The sequence below is a fragment of the Bradyrhizobium septentrionale genome (assembly GCF_011516645.4).
In the GTDB taxonomy this organism is placed as follows: domain Bacteria; phylum Pseudomonadota; class Alphaproteobacteria; order Rhizobiales; family Xanthobacteraceae; genus Bradyrhizobium; species Bradyrhizobium septentrionale.
The window spans coordinates 3,951,768-3,969,421 of record NZ_CP088285.1 but is presented as its reverse complement, the minus strand read 5'-3'; the positions used below and the strand labels follow the sequence as shown (position 1 = coordinate 3,969,421).

23 protein-coding genes and 2 tRNA genes are annotated in these 17,654 nt (G+C 64.8%); 9 read left to right on the top strand and 16 right to left on the bottom strand.

Going from position 1 to position 17,654, the window contains the following annotated elements:
- Positions 1-40 precede the first annotated feature (40 nt).
- Positions 41-928, top strand: a complete 888-nt coding sequence (locus HAP48_RS20575) for a LysR family transcriptional regulator (protein WP_166210714.1) — start codon at positions 41-43, stop codon at positions 926-928.
- Between the two features lie 63 nt (positions 929-991).
- A complete protein-coding gene (locus HAP48_RS20570) occupies positions 992-1,198 on the top strand; it encodes a hypothetical protein (protein ID WP_166210717.1) in 207 nt (68 codons plus the stop codon).
- A 101-nt stretch (positions 1,199-1,299) separates the two neighbouring features.
- On the opposite strand, the gene HAP48_RS20565 is transcribed toward HAP48_RS20570, so the two are convergent.
- The 6 genes from HAP48_RS20565 to HAP48_RS20540 form a co-directional block, all read right to left on the bottom strand.
- The gene (locus HAP48_RS20565) at positions 1,300-1,980 is read right to left on the bottom strand and encodes a DsbA family protein (protein ID WP_166210720.1); all 681 of its coding nucleotides are present in this window, start codon (positions 1,978-1,980) and stop codon (positions 1,300-1,302) included.
- Between the two features lie 36 nt (positions 1,981-2,016).
- The gene (locus HAP48_RS20560) at positions 2,017-2,796 is read right to left on the bottom strand and encodes a sulfite exporter TauE/SafE family protein (protein WP_166216172.1); all 780 of its coding nucleotides are present in this window, start codon (positions 2,794-2,796) and stop codon (positions 2,017-2,019) included.
- Between the two features lie 93 nt (positions 2,797-2,889).
- A complete protein-coding gene (locus tag HAP48_RS20555; RefSeq protein ID WP_166210723.1) occupies positions 2,890-3,612 on the bottom strand; it encodes an LrgB family protein in 723 nt (240 codons plus the stop codon).
- Positions 3,609-3,995, bottom strand: coding sequence for a CidA/LrgA family protein (locus HAP48_RS20550; RefSeq protein WP_166210726.1), 387 nt, complete (start codon positions 3,993-3,995; stop codon positions 3,609-3,611). Before HAP48_RS20550 ends, HAP48_RS20555 begins: the two co-directional genes overlap by 4 nt.
- A 274-nt stretch (positions 3,996-4,269) precedes the next feature.
- Entirely contained in the window at positions 4,270-4,713 is a 444-nt protein-coding gene (locus tag HAP48_RS20545; protein ID WP_166210729.1) for a PaaI family thioesterase, read from the bottom strand.
- 5 nt (positions 4,714-4,718) lie between these two features.
- On the bottom strand, positions 4,719-5,153 hold the full coding sequence (locus tag HAP48_RS20540; protein ID WP_166210733.1) for an acyl-CoA thioesterase: 435 nt from the start codon (positions 5,151-5,153) through the stop codon (positions 4,719-4,721).
- Positions 5,154-5,245: 92 nt separating this feature from the next.
- Here HAP48_RS20540 and HAP48_RS20535 point away from each other — a divergent pair, with 92 nt between their 5' ends.
- Positions 5,246-5,803 carry a TetR/AcrR family transcriptional regulator gene (locus tag HAP48_RS20535; protein ID WP_166210736.1) on the top strand — a complete coding sequence of 186 codons (558 nt, stop codon included), beginning with the start codon at positions 5,246-5,248 and terminating at the stop codon, positions 5,801-5,803.
- A gap of 188 nt (positions 5,804-5,991) precedes the next feature.
- Here the strand turns inward: HAP48_RS20535 and HAP48_RS20530 are convergent, their stop codons facing one another.
- The gene (locus HAP48_RS20530; protein ID WP_166210739.1) at positions 5,992-6,483 is read right to left on the bottom strand and encodes a hypothetical protein; all 492 of its coding nucleotides are present in this window, start codon (positions 6,481-6,483) and stop codon (positions 5,992-5,994) included.
- 180 nt (positions 6,484-6,663) lie between these two features.
- Between HAP48_RS20530 and HAP48_RS20525 the strand changes: the two genes are divergently transcribed.
- Together HAP48_RS20525 and HAP48_RS20520 are read left to right on the top strand one after the other, a co-directional pair.
- A complete protein-coding gene (locus tag HAP48_RS20525; protein ID WP_166210742.1) occupies positions 6,664-6,954 on the top strand; it encodes a PsiF family protein in 291 nt (96 codons plus the stop codon).
- Positions 6,955-7,197: 243 nt separating this feature from the next.
- Entirely contained in the window at positions 7,198-8,283 is a 1,086-nt protein-coding gene (locus HAP48_RS20520) for an AbrB family transcriptional regulator (protein ID WP_420869884.1), read from the top strand.
- A gap of 243 nt (positions 8,284-8,526) precedes the next feature.
- Here the strand turns inward: HAP48_RS20520 and HAP48_RS20515 are convergent, their stop codons facing one another.
- The 4 genes from HAP48_RS20515 to HAP48_RS20500 form a co-directional block, all read right to left on the bottom strand.
- Positions 8,527-8,907 carry a hypothetical protein gene (locus HAP48_RS20515; protein WP_210292666.1) on the bottom strand — a complete coding sequence of 127 codons (381 nt, stop codon included), beginning with the start codon at positions 8,905-8,907 and terminating at the stop codon, positions 8,527-8,529.
- A gap of 97 nt (positions 8,908-9,004) precedes the next feature.
- The gene (locus tag HAP48_RS20510) at positions 9,005-9,289 is read right to left on the bottom strand and encodes a DUF1488 family protein (RefSeq protein WP_029077632.1); all 285 of its coding nucleotides are present in this window, start codon (positions 9,287-9,289) and stop codon (positions 9,005-9,007) included.
- A gap of 37 nt (positions 9,290-9,326) precedes the next feature.
- Positions 9,327-9,623 carry a hypothetical protein gene (locus HAP48_RS20505; RefSeq protein WP_029077633.1) on the bottom strand — a complete coding sequence of 99 codons (297 nt, stop codon included), beginning with the start codon at positions 9,621-9,623 and terminating at the stop codon, positions 9,327-9,329.
- Positions 9,616-9,885, bottom strand: coding sequence for a hypothetical protein (locus tag HAP48_RS20500; RefSeq protein ID WP_166210748.1), 270 nt, complete (start codon positions 9,883-9,885; stop codon positions 9,616-9,618). Before HAP48_RS20500 ends, HAP48_RS20505 begins: the two co-directional genes overlap by 8 nt.
- Before the next feature lie 517 nt (positions 9,886-10,402).
- Here HAP48_RS20500 and HAP48_RS50050 point away from each other — a divergent pair.
- Entirely contained in the window at positions 10,403-10,534 is a 132-nt protein-coding gene (locus tag HAP48_RS50050; RefSeq protein ID WP_256434592.1) for a hypothetical protein, read from the top strand.
- Positions 10,535-10,572: 38 nt separating this feature from the next.
- On the opposite strand, the gene HAP48_RS20495 is transcribed toward HAP48_RS50050, so the two are convergent.
- Positions 10,573-11,145 (bottom strand): disulfide bond formation protein B, encoded by a 573-nt coding sequence (locus tag HAP48_RS20495; protein ID WP_224496522.1) that lies wholly within the window; start codon positions 11,143-11,145, stop codon positions 10,573-10,575.
- Between the two features lie 159 nt (positions 11,146-11,304).
- Here HAP48_RS20495 and HAP48_RS20490 point away from each other — a divergent pair.
- A tRNA-Leu gene (locus HAP48_RS20490) sits at positions 11,305-11,389 on the top strand.
- A gap of 397 nt (positions 11,390-11,786) precedes the next feature.
- On the opposite strand, the gene HAP48_RS20485 is transcribed toward HAP48_RS20490, so the two are convergent.
- From HAP48_RS20485 to HAP48_RS20475, 3 genes are all read right to left on the bottom strand, one after another.
- Positions 11,787-12,251, bottom strand: a complete 465-nt coding sequence (locus tag HAP48_RS20485) for a RidA family protein (RefSeq protein WP_166210754.1) — start codon at positions 12,249-12,251, stop codon at positions 11,787-11,789.
- Positions 12,252-12,438: 187 nt separating this feature from the next.
- Entirely contained in the window at positions 12,439-12,717 is a 279-nt protein-coding gene (locus HAP48_RS20480) for a hypothetical protein (protein ID WP_166210757.1), read from the bottom strand.
- A gap of 369 nt (positions 12,718-13,086) precedes the next feature.
- Positions 13,087-13,719: a TetR/AcrR family transcriptional regulator gene (locus HAP48_RS20475; protein ID WP_166210760.1), complete on the bottom strand. Its 633-nt coding sequence runs from the start codon at positions 13,717-13,719 to the stop codon at positions 13,087-13,089.
- Between the two features lie 95 nt (positions 13,720-13,814).
- On the opposite strand from HAP48_RS20475, the gene HAP48_RS20470 reads away from it, so the two are divergent.
- Positions 13,815-14,480 (top strand): O-methyltransferase, encoded by a 666-nt coding sequence (locus HAP48_RS20470; RefSeq protein ID WP_166210763.1) that lies wholly within the window; start codon positions 13,815-13,817, stop codon positions 14,478-14,480.
- Between the two features lie 27 nt (positions 14,481-14,507).
- A tRNA-Ser gene (locus tag HAP48_RS20465) sits at positions 14,508-14,583 on the top strand.
- 19 nt (positions 14,584-14,602) lie between these two features.
- Here the strand turns inward: HAP48_RS20465 and HAP48_RS20460 are convergent.
- Positions 14,603-17,548, bottom strand: a complete 2,946-nt coding sequence (locus HAP48_RS20460) for a toll/interleukin-1 receptor domain-containing protein (protein WP_166210766.1) — start codon at positions 17,546-17,548, stop codon at positions 14,603-14,605.
- Positions 17,549-17,654: the final 106 nt, after the last annotated feature.

The following is a 17,654-nucleotide window of genomic DNA, read 5'->3' as shown; positions in this document are numbered from 1 at the left end:
GCATATTCTGACATCACTATTCGTTATTTTCGGACAATAGATGGACCGCTTCGACGCGATGCGGGTGTTCACCCGGGTGGTGGAACGGCGCAGCTTCTCGCTGGCCGCCGACGACCTCGGCCTGCCGCGCTCGACGGTGACGGACGCGGTGAAGGGGCTGGAGGCGCGGCTCGGCGTGCGGCTGCTCGAGCGCACCACGCGCACGGTCCGGCCGACGCTCGACGGCGAGGCGCATTACCGCCGCTGCCTGTCGCTGATCTCTGACCTCGAAGACGCCGAGGGCGCGTTCGGCGGCGCGCGGCCGAAGGGGCTGTTGCGGCTCGAGGTGCAGCGCACGCTGGCACGGCACTTCCTGCTGCCGAACCTGCCGGGCTTCCTCGCTGAGTATCCCGACATCGAAATCAACATGAGCGAGAGCGATCGCTGGGTCGATCTGATCCGCGAAGGCGTCGACTGCGTGCTGCGCTTCGGCCAATTGCCCGACAGCGACATGATCGCGCGGCGGGTGACGATGCTGGAGCGGCTGACCTGCGCCACGCCGGATTACTTCGCGCGCTTCGGCATGCCGACCGATCCGTTCGCGCTCGACGGCCATCGCATGATCGGCATTCGCTCGCTGACGACGGGACGCGTGCGGCCAATGGAGTTCGTGATCGACGGCGCACTCAAACAATTTCCACTGCCCGCGCCGATGTCGGTGACCGGCCCCGAAAGTTATCTGGCGAGCGCCAAACTCGGCCTCGGCCTCGTGCAGGTGCCGCGCTTCCACGCCGAAACCGATCTCGCCAACGGCACGCTGGTGCCGGTGCTGCAGCAATGTCCGCCGCCGTCGGTGCCGGTATCCCTGCTCTATCCGCGCAACCGCCAGCTTTCGCCGCGGGTTCGCGTGTTCATCGATTATGTGATGCGGGTGTTTGGGCGCAGTTGATTGATCGCCGGAACCACACCGAGCCCCACGACGTTATCCTTCCGACACCGGAGGGATTAAGCGATGCGGACGTTTTTCGGCATGATTTTGGGTGCGCTGCTGTTGATATGCGGCGTCTATGTCTACGATTCGGCGCGGACGTCGAGCGTGGCCAATGGCGAGGTCGCGCGGGACACGCGCACCATCGTCAATTGGGACGTCGCGGCCCATGACTGGAATCTGTTGAAGACGCGTGTCCGTGAGCAGTGGACCAAGGTCGCCGAGAAGTAACGGTTGATTTCAAACCAGCACAAAAGCAAATGGCCTCTCCGGCGCCGGAGAGGCCATGATTGTTTCTAGCGAACGTCTTACCAAGCTCCTCGGATGAGGCGTTACAAGTTCTTTTCGTTGTTGCGGCCCATATTGGCCTTGCGGGCGTCGGCGATCACCTGCTCGAACTGATCCATGCTGAGCACGCCCGGCACGCGATACTTGCCGACGATGAACGAGGGCGTGCCGTTGAAGCCGAACGCCAGCGCCTGCTCGTTGTTGCGCGCCAGGATCGCATCGATCGCCTTGGCGTTGGCGTCGAGATCCTTCTTGAGCCGGTCCATGTCGAGGCCGGCGCCCGAGAGCAATTCGGCGATGCGCGGCTCGGTGATGCGCGAATTGACCGAGATCATCGCCTCATGCGCAGCCTCGAACTTATCCTGGTATTTTGCCGCCAGCGCCATCCGCGACGCGACCTTGGAGACCGGCCCGAGGATCGGCCAGTCCTTCAGCACGAGGCGGACCTTGCCGTCGTCCTGCACCACCTGACGCAGTTCCGGCGCGAGCTTGCGGCAATACGGGCAGTTGTAATCGAACCATTCGACGATGGTGATGTCGCCCTTGGGGTTGCCGATCACCGGGATATCCGGATCGCGCAACACCTGCGCCTCGGTCAGAACGTTGTCGTCCTCGGCGCGCGCGCCGCCTGCGGCCAACAGCGCGATGCCGGCACCGAGCAGGCCGAGCGCGCCGCGGCGGGTGGCACCGGCGTTGGTCAGAGGCGATTTCGTCAGATGGTTCATGGCTGGCTTTCGCAAGGGCACTTCGCCCTTCTACGTTCAGGACACATTGATGTTACGCAGCAGCATATAGATCGCCACCACGATAATCACAGTCGCAAACACGATATTAAGCGCGCCGCGCCGCTCCGACAGGTGCCGGGCGCTGCGTGTGCCCATCAGGCCGCCTGCGACGCCGCCGGCGACGAATAGCCCCGCCAGCCCCCACGACACCAGCCCGGACCACGCATAGCTCAACGCCGTGGTCATGCCGAAGGCGGTGACGGCGACCAGCGAGGAACTGACCGCGTTCATGATCGGCATACCGGTCGCCAGCATCAGGGCCGGCACGATCAGGAAGCCGCCGCCGATGCCAAAGAAGCCGGACATGGTTCCGGTCGTCAGCCCGAGGCCGATGATCGCGGGCATGTTGGACATCGAGATCTTGACGTCGGTCACTCCGACCCGCGCGCGGGTCTTCAGCATCAGGCCCGCAATCGCCAGCATCACCAGCGAGAACAACGCGAGCAGCTTCTGCCCCTCCAGCATCTTGCCGAGGATCGAGCCGCCGAAGGCCCCGCACATGCCCGACAGCGCGAACACCAGCGCGCAGGACCAGATCACGGTGCCGCCGCGGGCGTGGTTGGAGAGGTTGATCGCGGCATTGGCGGCGACCGCGATCGCCGAGGTGCCGATCGCGACATGCGGCTCGGGCACGCCGACCACATAGACCATCAGCGGCACGGCAAGGATCGACCCGCCGCCGCCGACCAGGCCAAGCGAAAAGCCGACCAGCAGGCCCGATGCCAGCCCAAGCACGCTTTGAGTTGCGGAGAACACCAAGGGGAACAGACTCACGTTTGAGGCCGCGACCCTAGAAGGATTTGCTGCCGAGCGCCATCCCAACAGCACAAAACTGCCCTGCACCCGAGGTCAGCGCACCAGATAGGTCACCGCGAGCGGCACCAGCAGCGAGGTGACCAGCGCGTTCAGGCTCATCGCGATCCCGGCAAAGACGCCGGCGACCTCGTCGACCTGGAAGGCCCGCGCGGTGCCGATGCCATGGGCGGCGATGCCGGCGGCAAAGCCGCGGCCGCGGAAGTCGGTAATCCCGGTGAAGTTCATCAACGGGGTGACGATGATCGCCCCCATGATGCCGGTGAGGATCACCGACACCGCCGTCAACGACGGATCGGCATGCAGCGATTCGCTGATGCCCATCGCGACGCCGGCGGTGACCGATTTCGGCGCCAGCGACAGGATGATGTCGCGCGGCAGCCCGAACGCCTGCGCCAGCAGCACCACCGAGACGATCGCCGTGAGCGACCCGACCGCGAGCGCAACCAGCATCGGCAGGATCGCGGCCGCGACCCGCCTGCGGTTCTCATAGAGCGGCACCGCCAGCGCGACCGTCGCAGGTCCGAGCAGGAAGTGCACGAACTGCGCACCGGCAAAATAGGTGGTGTAGGAGGTTTTCGTCACGAGCAGGAACGCGCCGATGATCCAGAGCGAATGCAGCACGGGATTGGCGAGCGGATGCCGCCTTGTCTTCAGCGACACCGCATCGGTCACGGCATAGATCAGCAGCGTCACGGTCAGCCAGAGCAGCGGCGACTGCGAGAGATAGACCCAGAGCGAGAACGGATTATCGCTCACGGCCTGTCCTCCTCGCGCGGCAGCAGACTGCTCGCCGCAACGAAGGTCGCGACCGTCGCCAGCAGCGTCACGATGACCGAAACCGCGAGGATCACCAGGATCGCGATGCCGTGCTCGGCGAGCAGATCGAGCTTCTGCACCACGCCGACGCCGGCCGGAACGAACAGCAGCGAAAGATTGGCCAGCATGGCGCGGCTCGCACTCTCGACGCCGTCATCGCCGAGCGGCCCGCGCGCCAGCGCCGGAAAGCGGTCGCGCGCCAATAGCAGCAACAGCAGGAACACCAGCCCGACCACCGGCCCCGGCACCGGCACGCCAAGCGCCCGCACGGCGACCTCGCCGACCAGCTGACAGAGCAGGATCAGGCTGAGGCTGGCGATCATGACGAGACGCTCACGTGAAGCATCCGCGTATCAGGTCGTTGTGGCGGGAGCTTGTCAATGCGTCTCCCCAAGCACCGTCATCCTGAGGTGCGAGCCTTGCGGCGCACTTGCGCCGCTGGGCGAGCCCCGAAGGATGCACGGCCCGGATGTTGCCACACGTTGCTTCTTCGCCGAGAGTGGGGCCGTCGACCCTTCGAGACGCCGCGCAAGCGCGGCTCCTCAGGGTGACGGTGATAGATTGCGCCCGAAGGACGGAAAAGTCGGTAGCGCAAACTTACGCCCGCCGCTGCAACGCCATCAGCGTTCCGCTCATGGTCGCGATCAGCGTTTCGACGCCGTCCTGCACCGCGTAAGCCCTGCCGTCGCAGACGGTCAGCGTACGGCCGGGCTTGACCACGACGCCGCAGAACACGAACCGCTCGCCGCGGGCCGGCGCCAGAAGGTTGGTCTTGAACTCCACGGTGAGGATGTCGGAGCCGTCGGGCATCAGCGTGAAGGCGGCGATCCCGCAGGCATTGTCGAGGCCAGCAGTGATGATGCCGGCATGCACAAAGCCGTTCTGCTGGCAGAACTCCGGCGCATAGGGCATTGCGAGATCGACCTCGCCGGGCTCGATGCGCGCGATCGAGATGCCGAGCGTCTGCATCGCGCGCTGGCGCCCGAATGTCGCGGTCGCGACTGCGCGATAGTCGGGATTCTTCGGTTCGAAACGCGGCATGGCGGTCACGCGATCGCAGGTTCTGCGGGCACGAGGTGCGGCATCGCGGCGTAGCGGATCGCCGGCGCGAACGGCACCGATTTGCGCGCCGCGCGGTCGATATGCACGGCCGCGATCTCGCAGGTCGCGACGACCTCGCCGGTCTCCGCGTTGCGCATCTCATGCAGGAAGCGGATCGATTTGTCGCGGAATTCGATCAGCCGGCTCTTGACCTCGATGATGTCACCGGCGAGCAGCTCGCGCTTGTAGGAGATGGTCTGCTGCACGGCGGCCATGCCGCAGCCGGATTCGCGCAGATAGGTCGGCGTCAGCCCGATCCGCGCGAACATGTTCCAGTTCGCCTCGTCGAACTTGCCGACATACCACATCACGTTCATGTGGCCTATGTGGTCGCAATGCCACGGATAGACCGCGCCGCGGTAGGTCGCCTCGCCCTCCATCGTACTCTCCCTTATTGTTTGATACGGTAGCGTATCAAGGAGGAAGCAGGCTAACAATACGGTACCGTATCAGAGGGGTCTGCGGAGATCACATGACTGAAACCAAGGGCGATGTCTGGGTCGCGGCCGGCTTCGCCGAACTCGCGCATAGCGGCGTCGACGGTGTGCGGGTCGAGGTGCTGGCGAAGAATCTCGGCGTCACCAAGGGCGGCTTCTACCGCCGCTTTCGGGACCGTGCCGCGCTGCTCGAGGCCATGCTGACGCGCTGGCGCGACGGCCGCATCGCCGCGATCGAGAAGCAGACCGCGCTCGACGGCGCGAGCGCGCGCGAGCGGCTGAAGGCGATCATCACGCTCTATTCGGAGCGCATGAACACCGAAGCGATGGCGGTCGAGCTCGCGATCCGGCAATGGGCGCGCACCGACGAGGCGGCGGCCACTGCCGCCGCGAGCGTCGACGCCGCGCGGCTGAAGAATGTCGGCCAGCTCTATCGCGCCACCGGCCTAGCGGCCGAGGAGGCCGATGCGCAGGCCTTCCTGTTCTACTGCTTCATCTTCGGCCAGAGCCTGCTGTTTCTCGAGCGCGGCCCGCGCAAGCGCGCGCAACTGCTGGCGCAGTCGGCGGACAAGCTGCTCACGGACGACCAGTAGATCTGGAGCCAACAGAAGAGCGGCCAGCTCGCGCCGGCCGCTCCCACATCGAGTGTCTTGCCTCACCATCGGTGTCATCACCCGCGCATGCGGGTGATCCAGTATTCCAGAGACGCCAATGCTTGAGCCGAGACGCCGCGGCGTACTGGATCGCCCGCCTGCGCGGGCGATGACAGATGTGGCTGGCCTCAGGCGCCCTTCAGGCGCTTGTTGCATTCGCTGTAATAGCCGCCGCCCTTCTGGATCCACTTCAGGCCGCCATTGCCGCCCGTGGTCTTGTTGGCGTTGTACTGGTCGACGCAGGTGTGCATGCGTCCCTTGCCTTCGGACTCCTTGGCATATTTGGGATCGATGGCGTTCGGAAACACGGCCGGACCTGCCGGCAGCGCCGGGGCTGCGGCGGGAGCGGCTTCCTTCTTGGCTTCCTTCGGCGCGGCCGGAGGGGGCGCGGCGGCAGCGGGCGGCGGAGCGGCGGGCGCTGCGGCCGGGGTCGCGTCAGCGCCGCATTGAGCCTTGCGGAAATCATTCCACTTCTGGCCGGCGAGGGTGCCGGCTGTCTTGGCCGCCTGGTACTTGGCGCTGCATTCCTGCGCGGTCAGGGCCTGCGCCGGTGCGCTCGCCGCAAAGGCTGCAAAGCCCGACACCGCAATCACACACAACAATCTGGTTTGAATGGTCATCCCTGGTCTCCCTTTGGGGGCATTGGCATAAGACCATTATCCTAGCGCAACCCCGACTTGCGACAACGCGCGGACGCGCCTCCCCGTCAAAATATTGTGGCGGCAGGACCGCCGCACGTTCATCCACGGTTCAGCATCGCCGCGCAACGTTTCGGCCTCCTTTCCTCACGAGGTGCCTTCATGACGAAGATTTCGACGTTCGCGACCGCAACCGCCCTTGCCTCCCTGCTGCTGATGGGCGGCGCCTTCGCGCAAACCGCCGCGCCTGCCGCCAAGGACGCCGCTCCCGCGGCCCAGGCCAAGGCGCCGAAGGAAGCCAAGCCGCGCAGCGCCGCCTCGCTTGATTGCTCGAAGCAGGCCGACGAGAAGGGCCTGAAGGGCAAGGAGCGCAAGAAGTTTCGCAAGGCGTGCATCAAGGAAGCCGGCGACAAGTCGGCAGCGCCCGCCGCCGCCCCGGCGGCCACGAAGTAAATTGCGGACTTTCCCGTACCGTCATGGCCGGGCTTGTCCCGGCCATCCACGTCTTTCTTTCGCGTCAAAACGCCCAGGACAAGCCCGGGCATGACGAGTTTGTGGGGATAGTGGTCTTGATCCCCGGCCCGTTTGCGAGCGGGTGAAAATATGTGCGCCAGGCGAGGCGCCCGCGTTTTCCGGCGCAATGCTGCAATCGCGAGATGCATTTGTCCCGTGGTTGCGAATTTGCCATAAGGCGGCGTGACCCTGATCCGCGCTTCGATGGCAACGGCCATTCCCGACCGCAGCAAAGTTCTGAACGGGCTCGAGACACTCGTCATCGGCGCCGCCGGCGGCTTGCTGTTTTTGTGGGCAGAATTGCCGGGCGGCCTGATCTCGGGGGCGATGGCTGCGGTTGCGATCGCCGCGCTGATGGGGCGGCCGCTCGCGGTGCCGCCGGTGCTGACGCAGTCGGTGCTGCTGCTGCTCGGCATTTCGCTGGGCTCGCTGATGTCGCAGCAATTGCTGCAGCATATGAGTTCCTATCCGCTCACCATCGGCCTCTTGGCGCTGGCGACGTTCTGCTCGACCTTCGGCTCGAGCCTCTATCTGCAGCGCGTCCATGGCTGGGACCAGACCTCGGCCTTCCTCGCCGGCAGCCCCGGCGCGCTGTCGCAGATCACGATCCTGGCCGCGGAAAAAGGCGCCGACGTCGCGGCGATCGCCGTGGTGCAGACCATGCGCGTGATCATCCTGACCGCGGCGCTGCCGCTGGTGCTGGCGCTGACCGGGGTGACGCACGGCGCACCGCCGTCACTGCCGACCTCGGTCGCCTCACCGCTCGGACTTGCCGCGCTGGTCGCCGGGTCGATCGGCGTTTCGCTGCTGCTGCGCTGGGTCAAGTTTCCGGCGAGCTGGATGTTCGGCGCGATGCTCGCCTCCAGCCTGCTGCATGGCTCCGGGCTGGTCGATGGCGGCCTGCCGCCCTGGATCCGCAACGTCGCACTGGTCGGCATCGGCGCGCTGATCGGCACCCGCTTCGCGCGGATGAAGACCTCGACCCTGCTGAGCCACGTCAATGCCGGGCTCGGCTCGTTCGCGATCGCGATTCTGATCTCCGCGGTGTTCGTCGCAGTGATCGGCTTCACCACCCATGTCCGGCTCTCCGACGTCGTGGTCGCGTTCGCGCCCGGCGCGATGGATGCGATGCTGGCGCTGGCGCTGACGCTGCACATCGACCCGATCTTCGTCGGCGCGCACCATCTGTCGCGCTTCCTGTTCGTCACCATCTCGACCCCGGGCATCATCCATCTGTTCGGACGGCCGCAGGACGACGTCGACGATTGACCTACCAACCGTCATCCCCGCGCAACGGCTTCGCCGTTGTCGCTGGAGGTGCGAGCCTTGCGGTGCACTTGCACCGCTGGGCGAGCCTCGAAGGATGAACGGCCCGGCTGGTGGCCGTGCATGCTTCGAGACGGCCGCAAACGCGGCCTCCTCAGCATGACGGATTGAGAGGCGGACGGGCTTTAACCGTGGAAGCCTGGCGGGTTTCGCGACGCTCTACCCACCCTGCAGCGCCAATCCCGATCATGCCTCGGCCGTCGACTGATTCGGCTGATCGCGGAACGATCGCGCCAACGCCGTCAGCTCCACGGGATCGAACCACAGCTCTTCGTCCCGGTCGGTTTGCAGCTTCGCAGCCGCTGCAGCGCGCCACAAGGGCCCGGTGATCCGGGCATAGACCGAATCGGGCTGGGCTTCGTTCCATTCCTCGAGCCGCTCGCTCGCGACTGCGCGCCATAACGCGGCCAGCCGGCAGCTCGCACCATGTATCTCGGCGATCGCGTATCTCGGGCGCTGCTCGCTCATCAACGTGGCGATGAGATTGCGCCGGCTCTTGAGGCGCATCAGCGTCTCATTGGCCAACAGCAACAACTCAACGGGGACGCGGCGCACGTTGATCAGCATAGGCTCGTCTGTCGCGCAAAGTCGGGGACGGTGACGGCGGGATAGCCTCCACCTTGAAACACCTGACCTGCGTCAGGGCCTTCGCACAGGGAAGCCGCTATCGTTGCTTCCGGAAATCGATGCTGCGCAGGACGATCCCGGGCGGCGCTCCCTCGAACTCCTTCGCCTGGTACTTGCCGTCGGCGCAGGCTTCGATGCGCTCGCGCAGGCGCATGAACTGGGTCTCGCGGTGGCCCGCGCGCCCGAGCGCTCCACCTTCCAATTCATCCATGGCGGAGGTCGAGATCGCGCAATGGATCTCCTTCTGGTCGTCGTGCATCGAAAACAGCACGACCATCCTGTCGTACTCGTAGCTGATGAAGCGACCCTGCCTAAGCGTCATGTGACCGGTTCCTTCAAAGCCGCGCAGTGGTCCTGGCTTATCGCGGCTCGGTGAGCCGGACAAAATCCTCGAGAATTGCCGTGACCAGATCGCGATGCCTTGTATCCTCCGGCGGCAGGCTCGCTGCGTACAGATTCAGGACGTAGCGCGCCTTGGCGGCGACCTCCGGCCACGACGTCGCGGGTGCCGCCAGCAGTCCGGTTTCAAGCGCGGCCTGACGTTCGCGCAGATCCCTCGCGTGGGTCTCGATTTCCGCCAGCGCACGGCGAATATCGGTGGCCTTCTGCGCCGCCATGCCGCGGTGGCGATCGAGGTCGAGCGGCTCGTCAGTCATTGGATGTGCTCGCGTCGATACGCTGGGCGTCCGCGAGATCGACCGAGCCGATCGACACCATCTCCGTCGCCAGTCCGCGCGAGCCTTGTGCCGGCACGATGATCATCGTGGCGACACGGCGGAACGCCGCGAATGAGAGCCCTTCGATCGCCTCTTCGTCGGTAATCACCTCATAGGCCCCTGCAGGCAATTCACGATCGATGCCTCTAATCCGGAATGGATGCCGGAAGGTGACGACTTCACGTTGTGAGCGGATGGTCACGGGCCGGCCTCTTGCGAAACGTCTTGCGGCAGTGCGACCCCACGGCGAGCATGCGCCCCTTCGGCCGCAATAGCCACAGCTTTCTGGGCTTTTCCGGCTGTGTTGCCGGGACCAGAGCGACGGGACGCTTGCCATTGCGTGCTGTGCGTTGTTGCCGCAGCGCCGCCGGATACTTTCGCGCTCGCTATTTGGGTGACATCGGCCTACGCTCGATGATCATCGCGTGTCCCCACGGCATCGGCCGGTGACTGAGGGCCGCGCGCGCTGCCGCCGCAATGAACAGGAAGCATCTCTTGCGGCAATTTTCGGCTGGCCGAATGGATCGTGGCATCCATCGTCGTTCCGCTGCTGCCTGCTTTGGTGTGATCGCAGCGGCTCTCCTCCACACCTCACGCGTTTTCGCGAAGCCGCCATTGCTTCGCACAGGCAAATCCACGTCGACGTCAGAGCCTGCCCCCCAACGGCCAAGCTTTGGCGGATCGATCCGATCCTCTCGATAAGCACAATGGAGACCGTCATGTCCAAAGGCGAGCGACGCAGCAACCGGGAAGCCAAGAAGCCCAAGAAGGAGAAGGTCAAGGTGATCGCCGCGGCCCCCAGCCTGAAGGGCGGCGGACAGCCGAGCTTCGCGCCGGGAAAGAAGAAATAGATCGGTTGAGTCAGGGCCTGTTCTGTCAGGCCTTCACGTCAGACCTTGGCCGCCTTCGCCACGCCCCAGCCGGCGATCGCGGCCATCAGCAGCGAGATCAGCACGTTGTAGCCGGCGAGCGAGATGCCGAGGAAGCGCCACTGCACCTCGTCGCAGCGGACCACCTTGACCTTGTCGAGCTGATCCAGCAGCGAGCCGGCCTTGCCGAAATCCACCAGCGGTCCGGTGCAATCGGTCGGCCCCGGCCAAAAACCCCATTCGACGCCGGCGTGATAGGCGCCGAGCCCGGCATTGGCGAGCGCGGCGAGGCCGAGGATCACGAGCCCTGCAAGCAGCAACCACCGCGGGGCGCCGCGGGCCGCCGCAAGCGCGACCACGACGCCGAGCGGGATCGCGAGGTAATAGGCATAGCGCTGCTCGAGGCAGAGCGGACAGGGCATGATCTCCAGCACCAGCTGGAAGAACCAGGCGCCGGCCAGCGTCGCCGCCGCAATCGCGGCAATCGCCAGGGCCGAGCTCAGCGCCGGATTGCCGGCGGCGGAAGCATGCGACGGATGGGCGGTGGCGGTCGTCACGGCATTCCTCCTGCGAGCATCGTCAGGGCGGGTCATGGCTCTGCTTCATACTCGATCCGGGTCGTATCGCGCGAAAATACCGCTGTCGAGGCGCGGGACAATCACATCCGCGCGGGTTGACCGTGACGGGCCGGCCGCTATAGTCCGCGGCGCTTCGCAACCCCTGGCCGTTTTCCCGGCCGGGAGCTGGCGAATGCCCCTGTGGCGGAACTGGTAGACGCGCTCGACTCAAAATCGAGTTCCGCAAGGAGTGCTGGTTCGATTCCGGCCAGGGGCACCAGCCTTCGCTGCTTCGCAGCTACGGCTTGGCGAGCCAAGCGCAAATTCTATCCGTGCGAAGCAGCGAAGGCTGTCCCGCCGAAGCCTTGGCGAAGGCGGACGCCCGGGTACCGCGTGGCGCAGCCGCGCGAAAGCTGCAATTCCCTCACTTGCTCAAGATCGGCGAGATATCCTTGGCGGGCCTCGGGCCCGGCAGCGAGCCGAGGAAGGCGGGGATGTCGGCGGCATCCTTGTCGGACAGCACGCGCTCCGGGAATGAACGGCATGTCGTTCGGCGCCTCGCGCAGGAAAGCGATGAACGAGTCCACCGGCAACGCGATCTGCGCCAGTGCCGGGGTCAGATAGTTGAAACGGCCGCCCTGCCCGGCGCGGCCGTGGCACTCGAAGCAGCCGTCTGCCTAGCCCGCCAGCGCTGCGATCAACTCGACCTCGATCGCTGCGTTGCGCGGAAGCTGCGCGACGCCGACGCTCGTCCTGGTGTGCAGTCCGCGCTCGGGACCGAACAGCTCCCTGATGAGCTCCGATGCTCCGTCGGCGACCGCCGTCCGACCGCTGAAATCCGCGGCGCTGTGCACGAACACAGTGAGCTTCAAGATCTGCGTGACATTGTCGAGCGAGCCCAGATGCGCCTTGATCGCGGCCAGTCCGCGGATCAGCGCGAGCCGTGCACCCCGCTTGGCGTCTTCCAATGTGACATCACGGCCGACCTGGCCGACGACATGCACCTTGTCACCGTCGCGCGGAAGCTGGCCGCTGACATAAATGGTGTCGCCGTGGACCACCACCGGCGCATAGGCGCCGCCGGCCGCCGCCGACATCGGCAGCTCGATGTTGAGTTCGTGCAGACGTTGTTCGAGCTTCACAATTGCTTGCCAGCGAACTGGCCCTCTTCTCGGATCGCGGCGGGGCTTCCGCCGGGACGCTTCTGATAACCGAGTTCGGCGTGAAGCGGTACTGCGATCATGCTCTCGGAGCAATTGCGCCGGCTGCTCGGCTCCTGCGGCCAGCGCTCAGCGTCATTGCGATCAGATCGCTTGCCATTGGGCAGCGTCAGCAGCCGCGGCAGATGGTCTTGAGCTTGGCGTTCAGCTTTGCATTTTCATCAGCAAGCATCTCGACGACGCTGCCACGCTTGGCCGACGGATCCGATAAGGCGGTCTTGCCCTTGTCCGGGCTTCCACCCGTGATCGCTGCAGCCTTGTCATAGCAGGTCAGCCGGTCATTGGCGTTGCTGATCGCCGAGCATCCGGACGTTTGAGCGGCGGCGCCGTGGCAAGCAATAACTTGACAGGCAAGGATGAGAAACGCCGCGAGGGGAACAAACTTCATCTGAAAATCTCCGTCGGACATCATCTGCCTGCGATTGGGGCTGCACGTTGCGACACGCCTCGAGCCAGCCCGCAAGGCGTCAGTGACTTCCTTATAGGGACGACCGGCCAACGAACCGTTGCCTAACATACCCGGCCGAGATCGAGGAAGAATATTTGCCGCGATCTGACGCCGCGCTGCGCGCCAGGTCAATTGCGAAGCGGAACTCCGCTTATGACGTGTTTCACCCGGGAGACGACGCCCGGCGGGGATTGTCGATGGACCGCTAAAGCGGCGGTTTGAAGGACGGCCGCGAAGGATCCGGGTTGGGCAGCACGCTTCGCCCTGTCGGGCTACGCGTGGCGCGGCCGCGGCGCGATTGCAGACGCTTCAGCGTCGTCCAAGGCTCCTCAGATAGGCGCAGAACATGTCGGCCATGGCGTCGGCGTAGGTCTCGATCTCCGCCTGCGTTCGTGGGCTTTCCGAAAAATCCTTGCCGACCGTGCTCAGCGTCGTCGCGATCAGATCGCCGGCCATCGCGCGCACCGCGTCGGACGCCTTCGGCAATGCCGCGCGCATGAAGGCCTGGACGATACGCTCGCCCGCCCCCCGCGCCTCGCGCGCTTCCGGCGCATCGCGATAGAGCGGCGCGGCGTCACCAAGCGCGACGCGCACCGCGGCCTCCTCGCATTCCGAGCGGACGAAGGCGTGCACCAGCGTGCGCAGCCGGTCGAGTGGCGGCCGTTTTGCGTCCTCGAGGATGTCACGCAGCAGGGTCGTGGTCTGCCGCCACTCGTCGCTCTGCAGCCGGAACAGGATCGCCGCCTTGTTCGGAAAATACTGGTACAGCGAGCCGACGCTGACGCCGGCCCTCTCGGCCACCCGCGCCGTGGTGAAACGCTGCGCGCCCTCCTTCGTCAAAACCTGAACAGCGGCAACGAGAATCGCCGCGACGAGTTCGCTGGAGCGGGCCTGTTGCGGCTGTTTTCGCGAGGAAATTGAAGAGCTTCGGCGATCGGCCATCGAGGCCCCCGGGGAATGCGATTAGCGAATGCGAATAATTATTCGTATTTCTGACGGGGCGCAAGGACGCGCCGCTTTCAGACCGGAGACCCGATATGACCACCCTCATTTCACCTGAGCTCGCGGGCCTGCTCGATCGCCTGTTCGAGCAGGCTTCCACCGCGCGGGAAGAAACCCGGCTCGCGGTGGCTGACCTCACCGACGAGGAGCAGACGCGCCTGATGCGGAGCAAGACCGACTATCGCGCACTCTACGGCCGCCTGAACAACGTGCCGCTCGCAGTCTCGCGCGAGACCGGCGCGCTGCTCTACATGCTGGCGCGCGGCAGCGGCGCGCGGAGCATCGTCGAGTTCGGCACCTCGTTCGGCATCTCGACCCTGCATCTTGCCGCCGCGCTGCGCGACAATGGCGGCGACCGCCTGATCACCAGCGAGTTCGAATCGTCCAAGGTGGTGCGCGCCCGGGACAATCTCGTCGCCGGCGGCCTCTACGACCTGGTCGAGATCCGCGAGGGCGACGCGCTCCGGACATTGCGCACCGATCTGCCTGATACGATCGACCTCGTGCTGCTCGACGGCGCCAAGGCGCTCTATCCCGAGATCCTCGATCTGGTGGAGAGCCGCCTCAAGCCGGGCGCCTTCGTGGTCGCCGACAACGCCGATGACAGCCCCGACTATCTGGCGCGCGTGCGCTCGCCTGAGAGCGGCTATCTGTCGGTGCCGTTCATCGAGGACGTCGAGCTGTCGATGCGGCTTGGCTGAGGCGGGCGAAGCGCGCGGTCAGGCAATGCCCCTGTGGCGGAACTGGCCGACGCGCTCGACTTGAGTTCAAGGAGTGCGGGTTTGATTGCGGCCAGGGGCGCCATCAAACCGCGCTGCCTGCGCTAACAATTTGCAGCAATTCCGCGAATGAGGGTCTTGCCGCCGCTGAAGGTGGTGGTTACCGCGGCGTTGCCGCGGCACTCGCTGCCATTTGGCCGCACAAAGCGATACTTCACGTTCACCACATCGTTGCTTGCAAGCTCGACGCTGAGCGTTTCCATTGGCGATGGCAGGTTCGAATAGAATTGCCGAATGCTGGTCGGATTGAACGGACCACTGCCCCGCTTTTCAGGAATAACAAACGTCTGCGCCAAATCGCCGTCGGCTCGCGACAGCGCGAGATAGAACGCTCTGACCGTGCCGACGGGATCGTAGGAGCTTGCCGGCGGCTGAGACGCGGCGATGGGCCGGGGATCGGGCTGAACCCGAGCGACCGGAGGTACCGGCGAAGGGGTGATGTTTGGTACCGGACCGGCCTCGCTGCGGCCTGATGGAGGTCCCGGCCTGGAGCCGGGATCAACGCCTGGCGCGAACTGGCGGATATTCTCGAACCCCTGCCTGATTTTCCCCGGCCGATCAGGCACCGGTTCGAACGCGCCCTCATTGTTGATCGCGAGGCCTCCCAACGCCTCGACCAGATCGGGGAGCCAGCCGCTCACCGTTTCAGGCGGGGTCAAATCCAGTGAAGCGAGAGCAACAAATCGTTTGTTTGAGTGGCCCGTGAAGGCAACGTATTTGGCGTCCGGATCGATCATTGCGCGCTCCACTTCATCGTCACCCATGGTATTTTCGAAGAGTGTGCGATCCATGAGGGGCAAGCCCGTTTCCAAATCCCAAAGGCTGTACCACTGAAGGTCCACGTTCGGCGGATCCCAAAGCGAACTTGCGATCAACGCGCGCCTGTTGTCGCGCGGGACAAATACGCGCTTCGTCGACTGAGGCGTGGTTCCCTGACCGAACAAGCGCCGTTCCACGATCGGCAGACCAAGGCGCCGCGAAAAGTCGGTCGTCCATACTTCGGTGACAAAATCGCTTGTCGTAACCGCAAGGCTATCTCCGCCCTCGCCAAGACACACCAGGATGACTTCGTTGGAAAAGACCGGCGACACGGCGACTTGTCCCCCCTCCCTCACGACAGCGAGCTGTCGCGGTCCGGGCCGAGACAGTTCACCCTTCGATGTGCGCAGCTTCCCGTCAGCCGGAGCGTCCATGGCGTAAACAACGCCGTCATCCCATCGCTTGCATCCGGTGGATGCCTGCTCGCTGACGACCGGGCCCGCCAAAGGCATTTTCACGACCGAGCTCAATGCAAAGAACGGGGAGTTGCCGGGACCGAGAGTTACGACAATTCGATCGTTGCCTACTCGCTTGATCGACGTCGCAACGCTCGCGAGATGCAGCACATTGCCAATCAGCTCCCCACCAGCGCCGCCGGCCAGACGGGTGACGCGCAGTATCCCGTCGGAACTCGACGTCATGAGCCATTCATGTGCGGCGTCCAGCTCGGCGAAGACGATTGGCGCGGCATGTTCGCTCTTCGCAATCATGTCGATGCCAGACGGATCCACCCGGAATATGACGGCGTCTCCCTTCTCGGACACCGTGAACAGCAGCATGCTGGAATCGGCGCCGGCGTGAGCCGGTTCAGGCAAAAACTGCACCCGTGAGAACTGGACGTTTTGACTGTTCGGGAGTCGTCCGGTCGCTCTCACGTCGGAGCCAATTTGCTGATTGGTCTTCAGGTCGATGATTTGCAGGTACGCTGTCTCTCTCCACCCCGTGACGTCCAGAGCCAAGAGATTTCCGTCCAACGACAGGTAGCCTCTGAGTGAAGCGACGTAACTTGTTCCGTTGTATGGCGGCTTGATCCAGGGCGTGACAGGTGTTCCGTCACTGCGCCAGATCCGATATTGGGCATCGGTCGCTTCGACGTTGTCGCCGATGGCGGTGAATATTCGCTTGCCGTCGCCGCTCACGGAGATGAACTTGACCTGTGCCGAGGCCCCGTTGACCGTAACGCTCTTGTACCTTTTCTTGATTGCGTCCGGGATTGCGTCCGATTGCACGGGACCGGCGGCAACGGCCGCCGTGCCGTCAGGCTGCGCCGGCAGCCAGAAGCGCCGCTGCTGAAGCAGCGTCCACAGTCTTGCAAGGGCGCGCTTGTCCTGTCCTTCCCTGACGGACCGCGACAGCAACGCCATCCCTTCCGACGTCGTGTCGTTGTTTTCCAACAGCGACGTTCCCTGGCGGAAGTCGGAGGTGGCGAGGGTCCGGACGGCATTCGACCGACTGGCTTCCGCCAGTTGTCGCTGGGTAACGGCGAAGGCTGCCAAACCCAACGCGAGCACACCGACGGCGAGCGACGCAGCGACCGTCAGGCGCAGCCGGCGCGTGGCAGCACGCCGGCTCTCGGCGACAAAGCTCTTGTGAAGAGCCGTCGGCTCGGGCGCCCCACGCGGCCTCGAGGCGATCCAATGTTCCACGCTCTGCAGTTCTTGCCCCCGCAGGGTCAGGCCGCCCGGCCGGTTTCGCTCGTCCCAGCGGCGAGCCAGCTCGCCGACCCGCGTGTGCTCCTTGAGCCAGACAAGGTCCGTCTGCAAAGCGTGCGCGAGCTCGTCGACCCGTGCATCGAAATCGTCTGCCTTGTCGAAGAACAGGTAGTTGATCCTTGCGATGGCTTCGGGAATGCGGTCGTCGGATACCCGTTCGAGAACAATCGGAGCCAGGCGCTTGTTGAGCGCGGCGACCTGCTCGACCTCCCACGCGCAAACCGGCGACAGAATCGAGTTTGGGCTGACGATGAAAACGACCGCGTCGGCTTCACGAATAAAGCCCAGCAACTCCCGCCGCCAATCTTCAAGCTTTGGCAGATCGCGGGTGTCGATCCGCGGTGTCAATCCGCGCGCTTCCAGCGCGGCGACGATCTTCTGCGCAAAATCGACATCCTTGCGCGAATATGAGATGAAGACGCCGAGCTGTTTTTGATCAATCGCCGGGGTCGCAACCATCGATCCTTACCGCCTTTGAAAATAGCAAATGCAGTGGTAATGAGCCCTATCCCTCCGCCGTGATCACAGCGCGCGAGCCTGGTGGCTCGCGGCGGTCATGTGCCGA

Excerpts from the sequence above, each read along its gene's own strand:
- HAP48_RS20575 (WP_166210714.1), top strand. The coding sequence starts at position 41 with ATGGACCGCTTCGACGCGATGCGGGTGTTCACCCGGGTGGTGGAACGG.
- HAP48_RS20570 (WP_166210717.1), top strand. The coding sequence starts at position 992 with ATGCGGACGTTTTTCGGCATGATTTTGGGTGCGCTGCTGTTGATATGC.
- HAP48_RS20565 (WP_166210720.1), bottom strand. The coding sequence starts at position 1,980 with ATGAACCATCTGACGAAATCGCCTCTGACCAACGCCGGTGCCACCCGC.
- HAP48_RS20550 (WP_166210726.1), bottom strand. The coding sequence starts at position 3,995 with ATGATCGCCAGCCTCAGCCTGATCCTGCTCTGTCAGCTGGTCGGCGAG.
- HAP48_RS20545 (WP_166210729.1), bottom strand. The coding sequence starts at position 4,713 with ATGCCGCGTTTCGAACCGAAGAATCCCGACTATCGCGCAGTCGCGACC.
- HAP48_RS20540 (WP_166210733.1), bottom strand. The coding sequence starts at position 5,153 with ATGGAGGGCGAGGCGACCTACCGCGGCGCGGTCTATCCGTGGCATTGC.
- HAP48_RS20535 (WP_166210736.1), top strand. The coding sequence starts at position 5,246 with ATGACTGAAACCAAGGGCGATGTCTGGGTCGCGGCCGGCTTCGCCGAA.
- HAP48_RS20530 (WP_166210739.1), bottom strand. The coding sequence starts at position 6,483 with ATGACCATTCAAACCAGATTGTTGTGTGTGATTGCGGTGTCGGGCTTT.
- HAP48_RS20525 (WP_166210742.1), top strand. The coding sequence starts at position 6,664 with ATGACGAAGATTTCGACGTTCGCGACCGCAACCGCCCTTGCCTCCCTG.
- HAP48_RS20515 (WP_210292666.1), bottom strand. The coding sequence starts at position 8,907 with ATGCTGATCAACGTGCGCCGCGTCCCCGTTGAGTTGTTGCTGTTGGCC.
- HAP48_RS20510 (WP_029077632.1), bottom strand. The coding sequence starts at position 9,289 with ATGACGCTTAGGCAGGGTCGCTTCATCAGCTACGAGTACGACAGGATG.
- HAP48_RS20505 (WP_029077633.1), bottom strand. The coding sequence starts at position 9,623 with ATGACTGACGAGCCGCTCGACCTCGATCGCCACCGCGGCATGGCGGCG.
- HAP48_RS50050 (WP_256434592.1), top strand. The coding sequence starts at position 10,403 with ATGTCCAAAGGCGAGCGACGCAGCAACCGGGAAGCCAAGAAGCCCAAG.
- HAP48_RS20495 (WP_224496522.1), bottom strand. The coding sequence starts at position 11,145 with ATGACCCGCCCTGACGATGCTCGCAGGAGGAATGCCGTGACGACCGCC.
- HAP48_RS20480 (WP_166210757.1), bottom strand. The coding sequence starts at position 12,717 with ATGAAGTTTGTTCCCCTCGCGGCGTTTCTCATCCTTGCCTGTCAAGTT.
- HAP48_RS20475 (WP_166210760.1), bottom strand. The coding sequence starts at position 13,719 with ATGGCCGATCGCCGAAGCTCTTCAATTTCCTCGCGAAAACAGCCGCAA.
- HAP48_RS20470 (WP_166210763.1), top strand. The coding sequence starts at position 13,815 with ATGACCACCCTCATTTCACCTGAGCTCGCGGGCCTGCTCGATCGCCTG.
- HAP48_RS20460 (WP_166210766.1), bottom strand. The coding sequence starts at position 17,548 with ATGGTTGCGACCCCGGCGATTGATCAAAAACAGCTCGGCGTCTTCATC.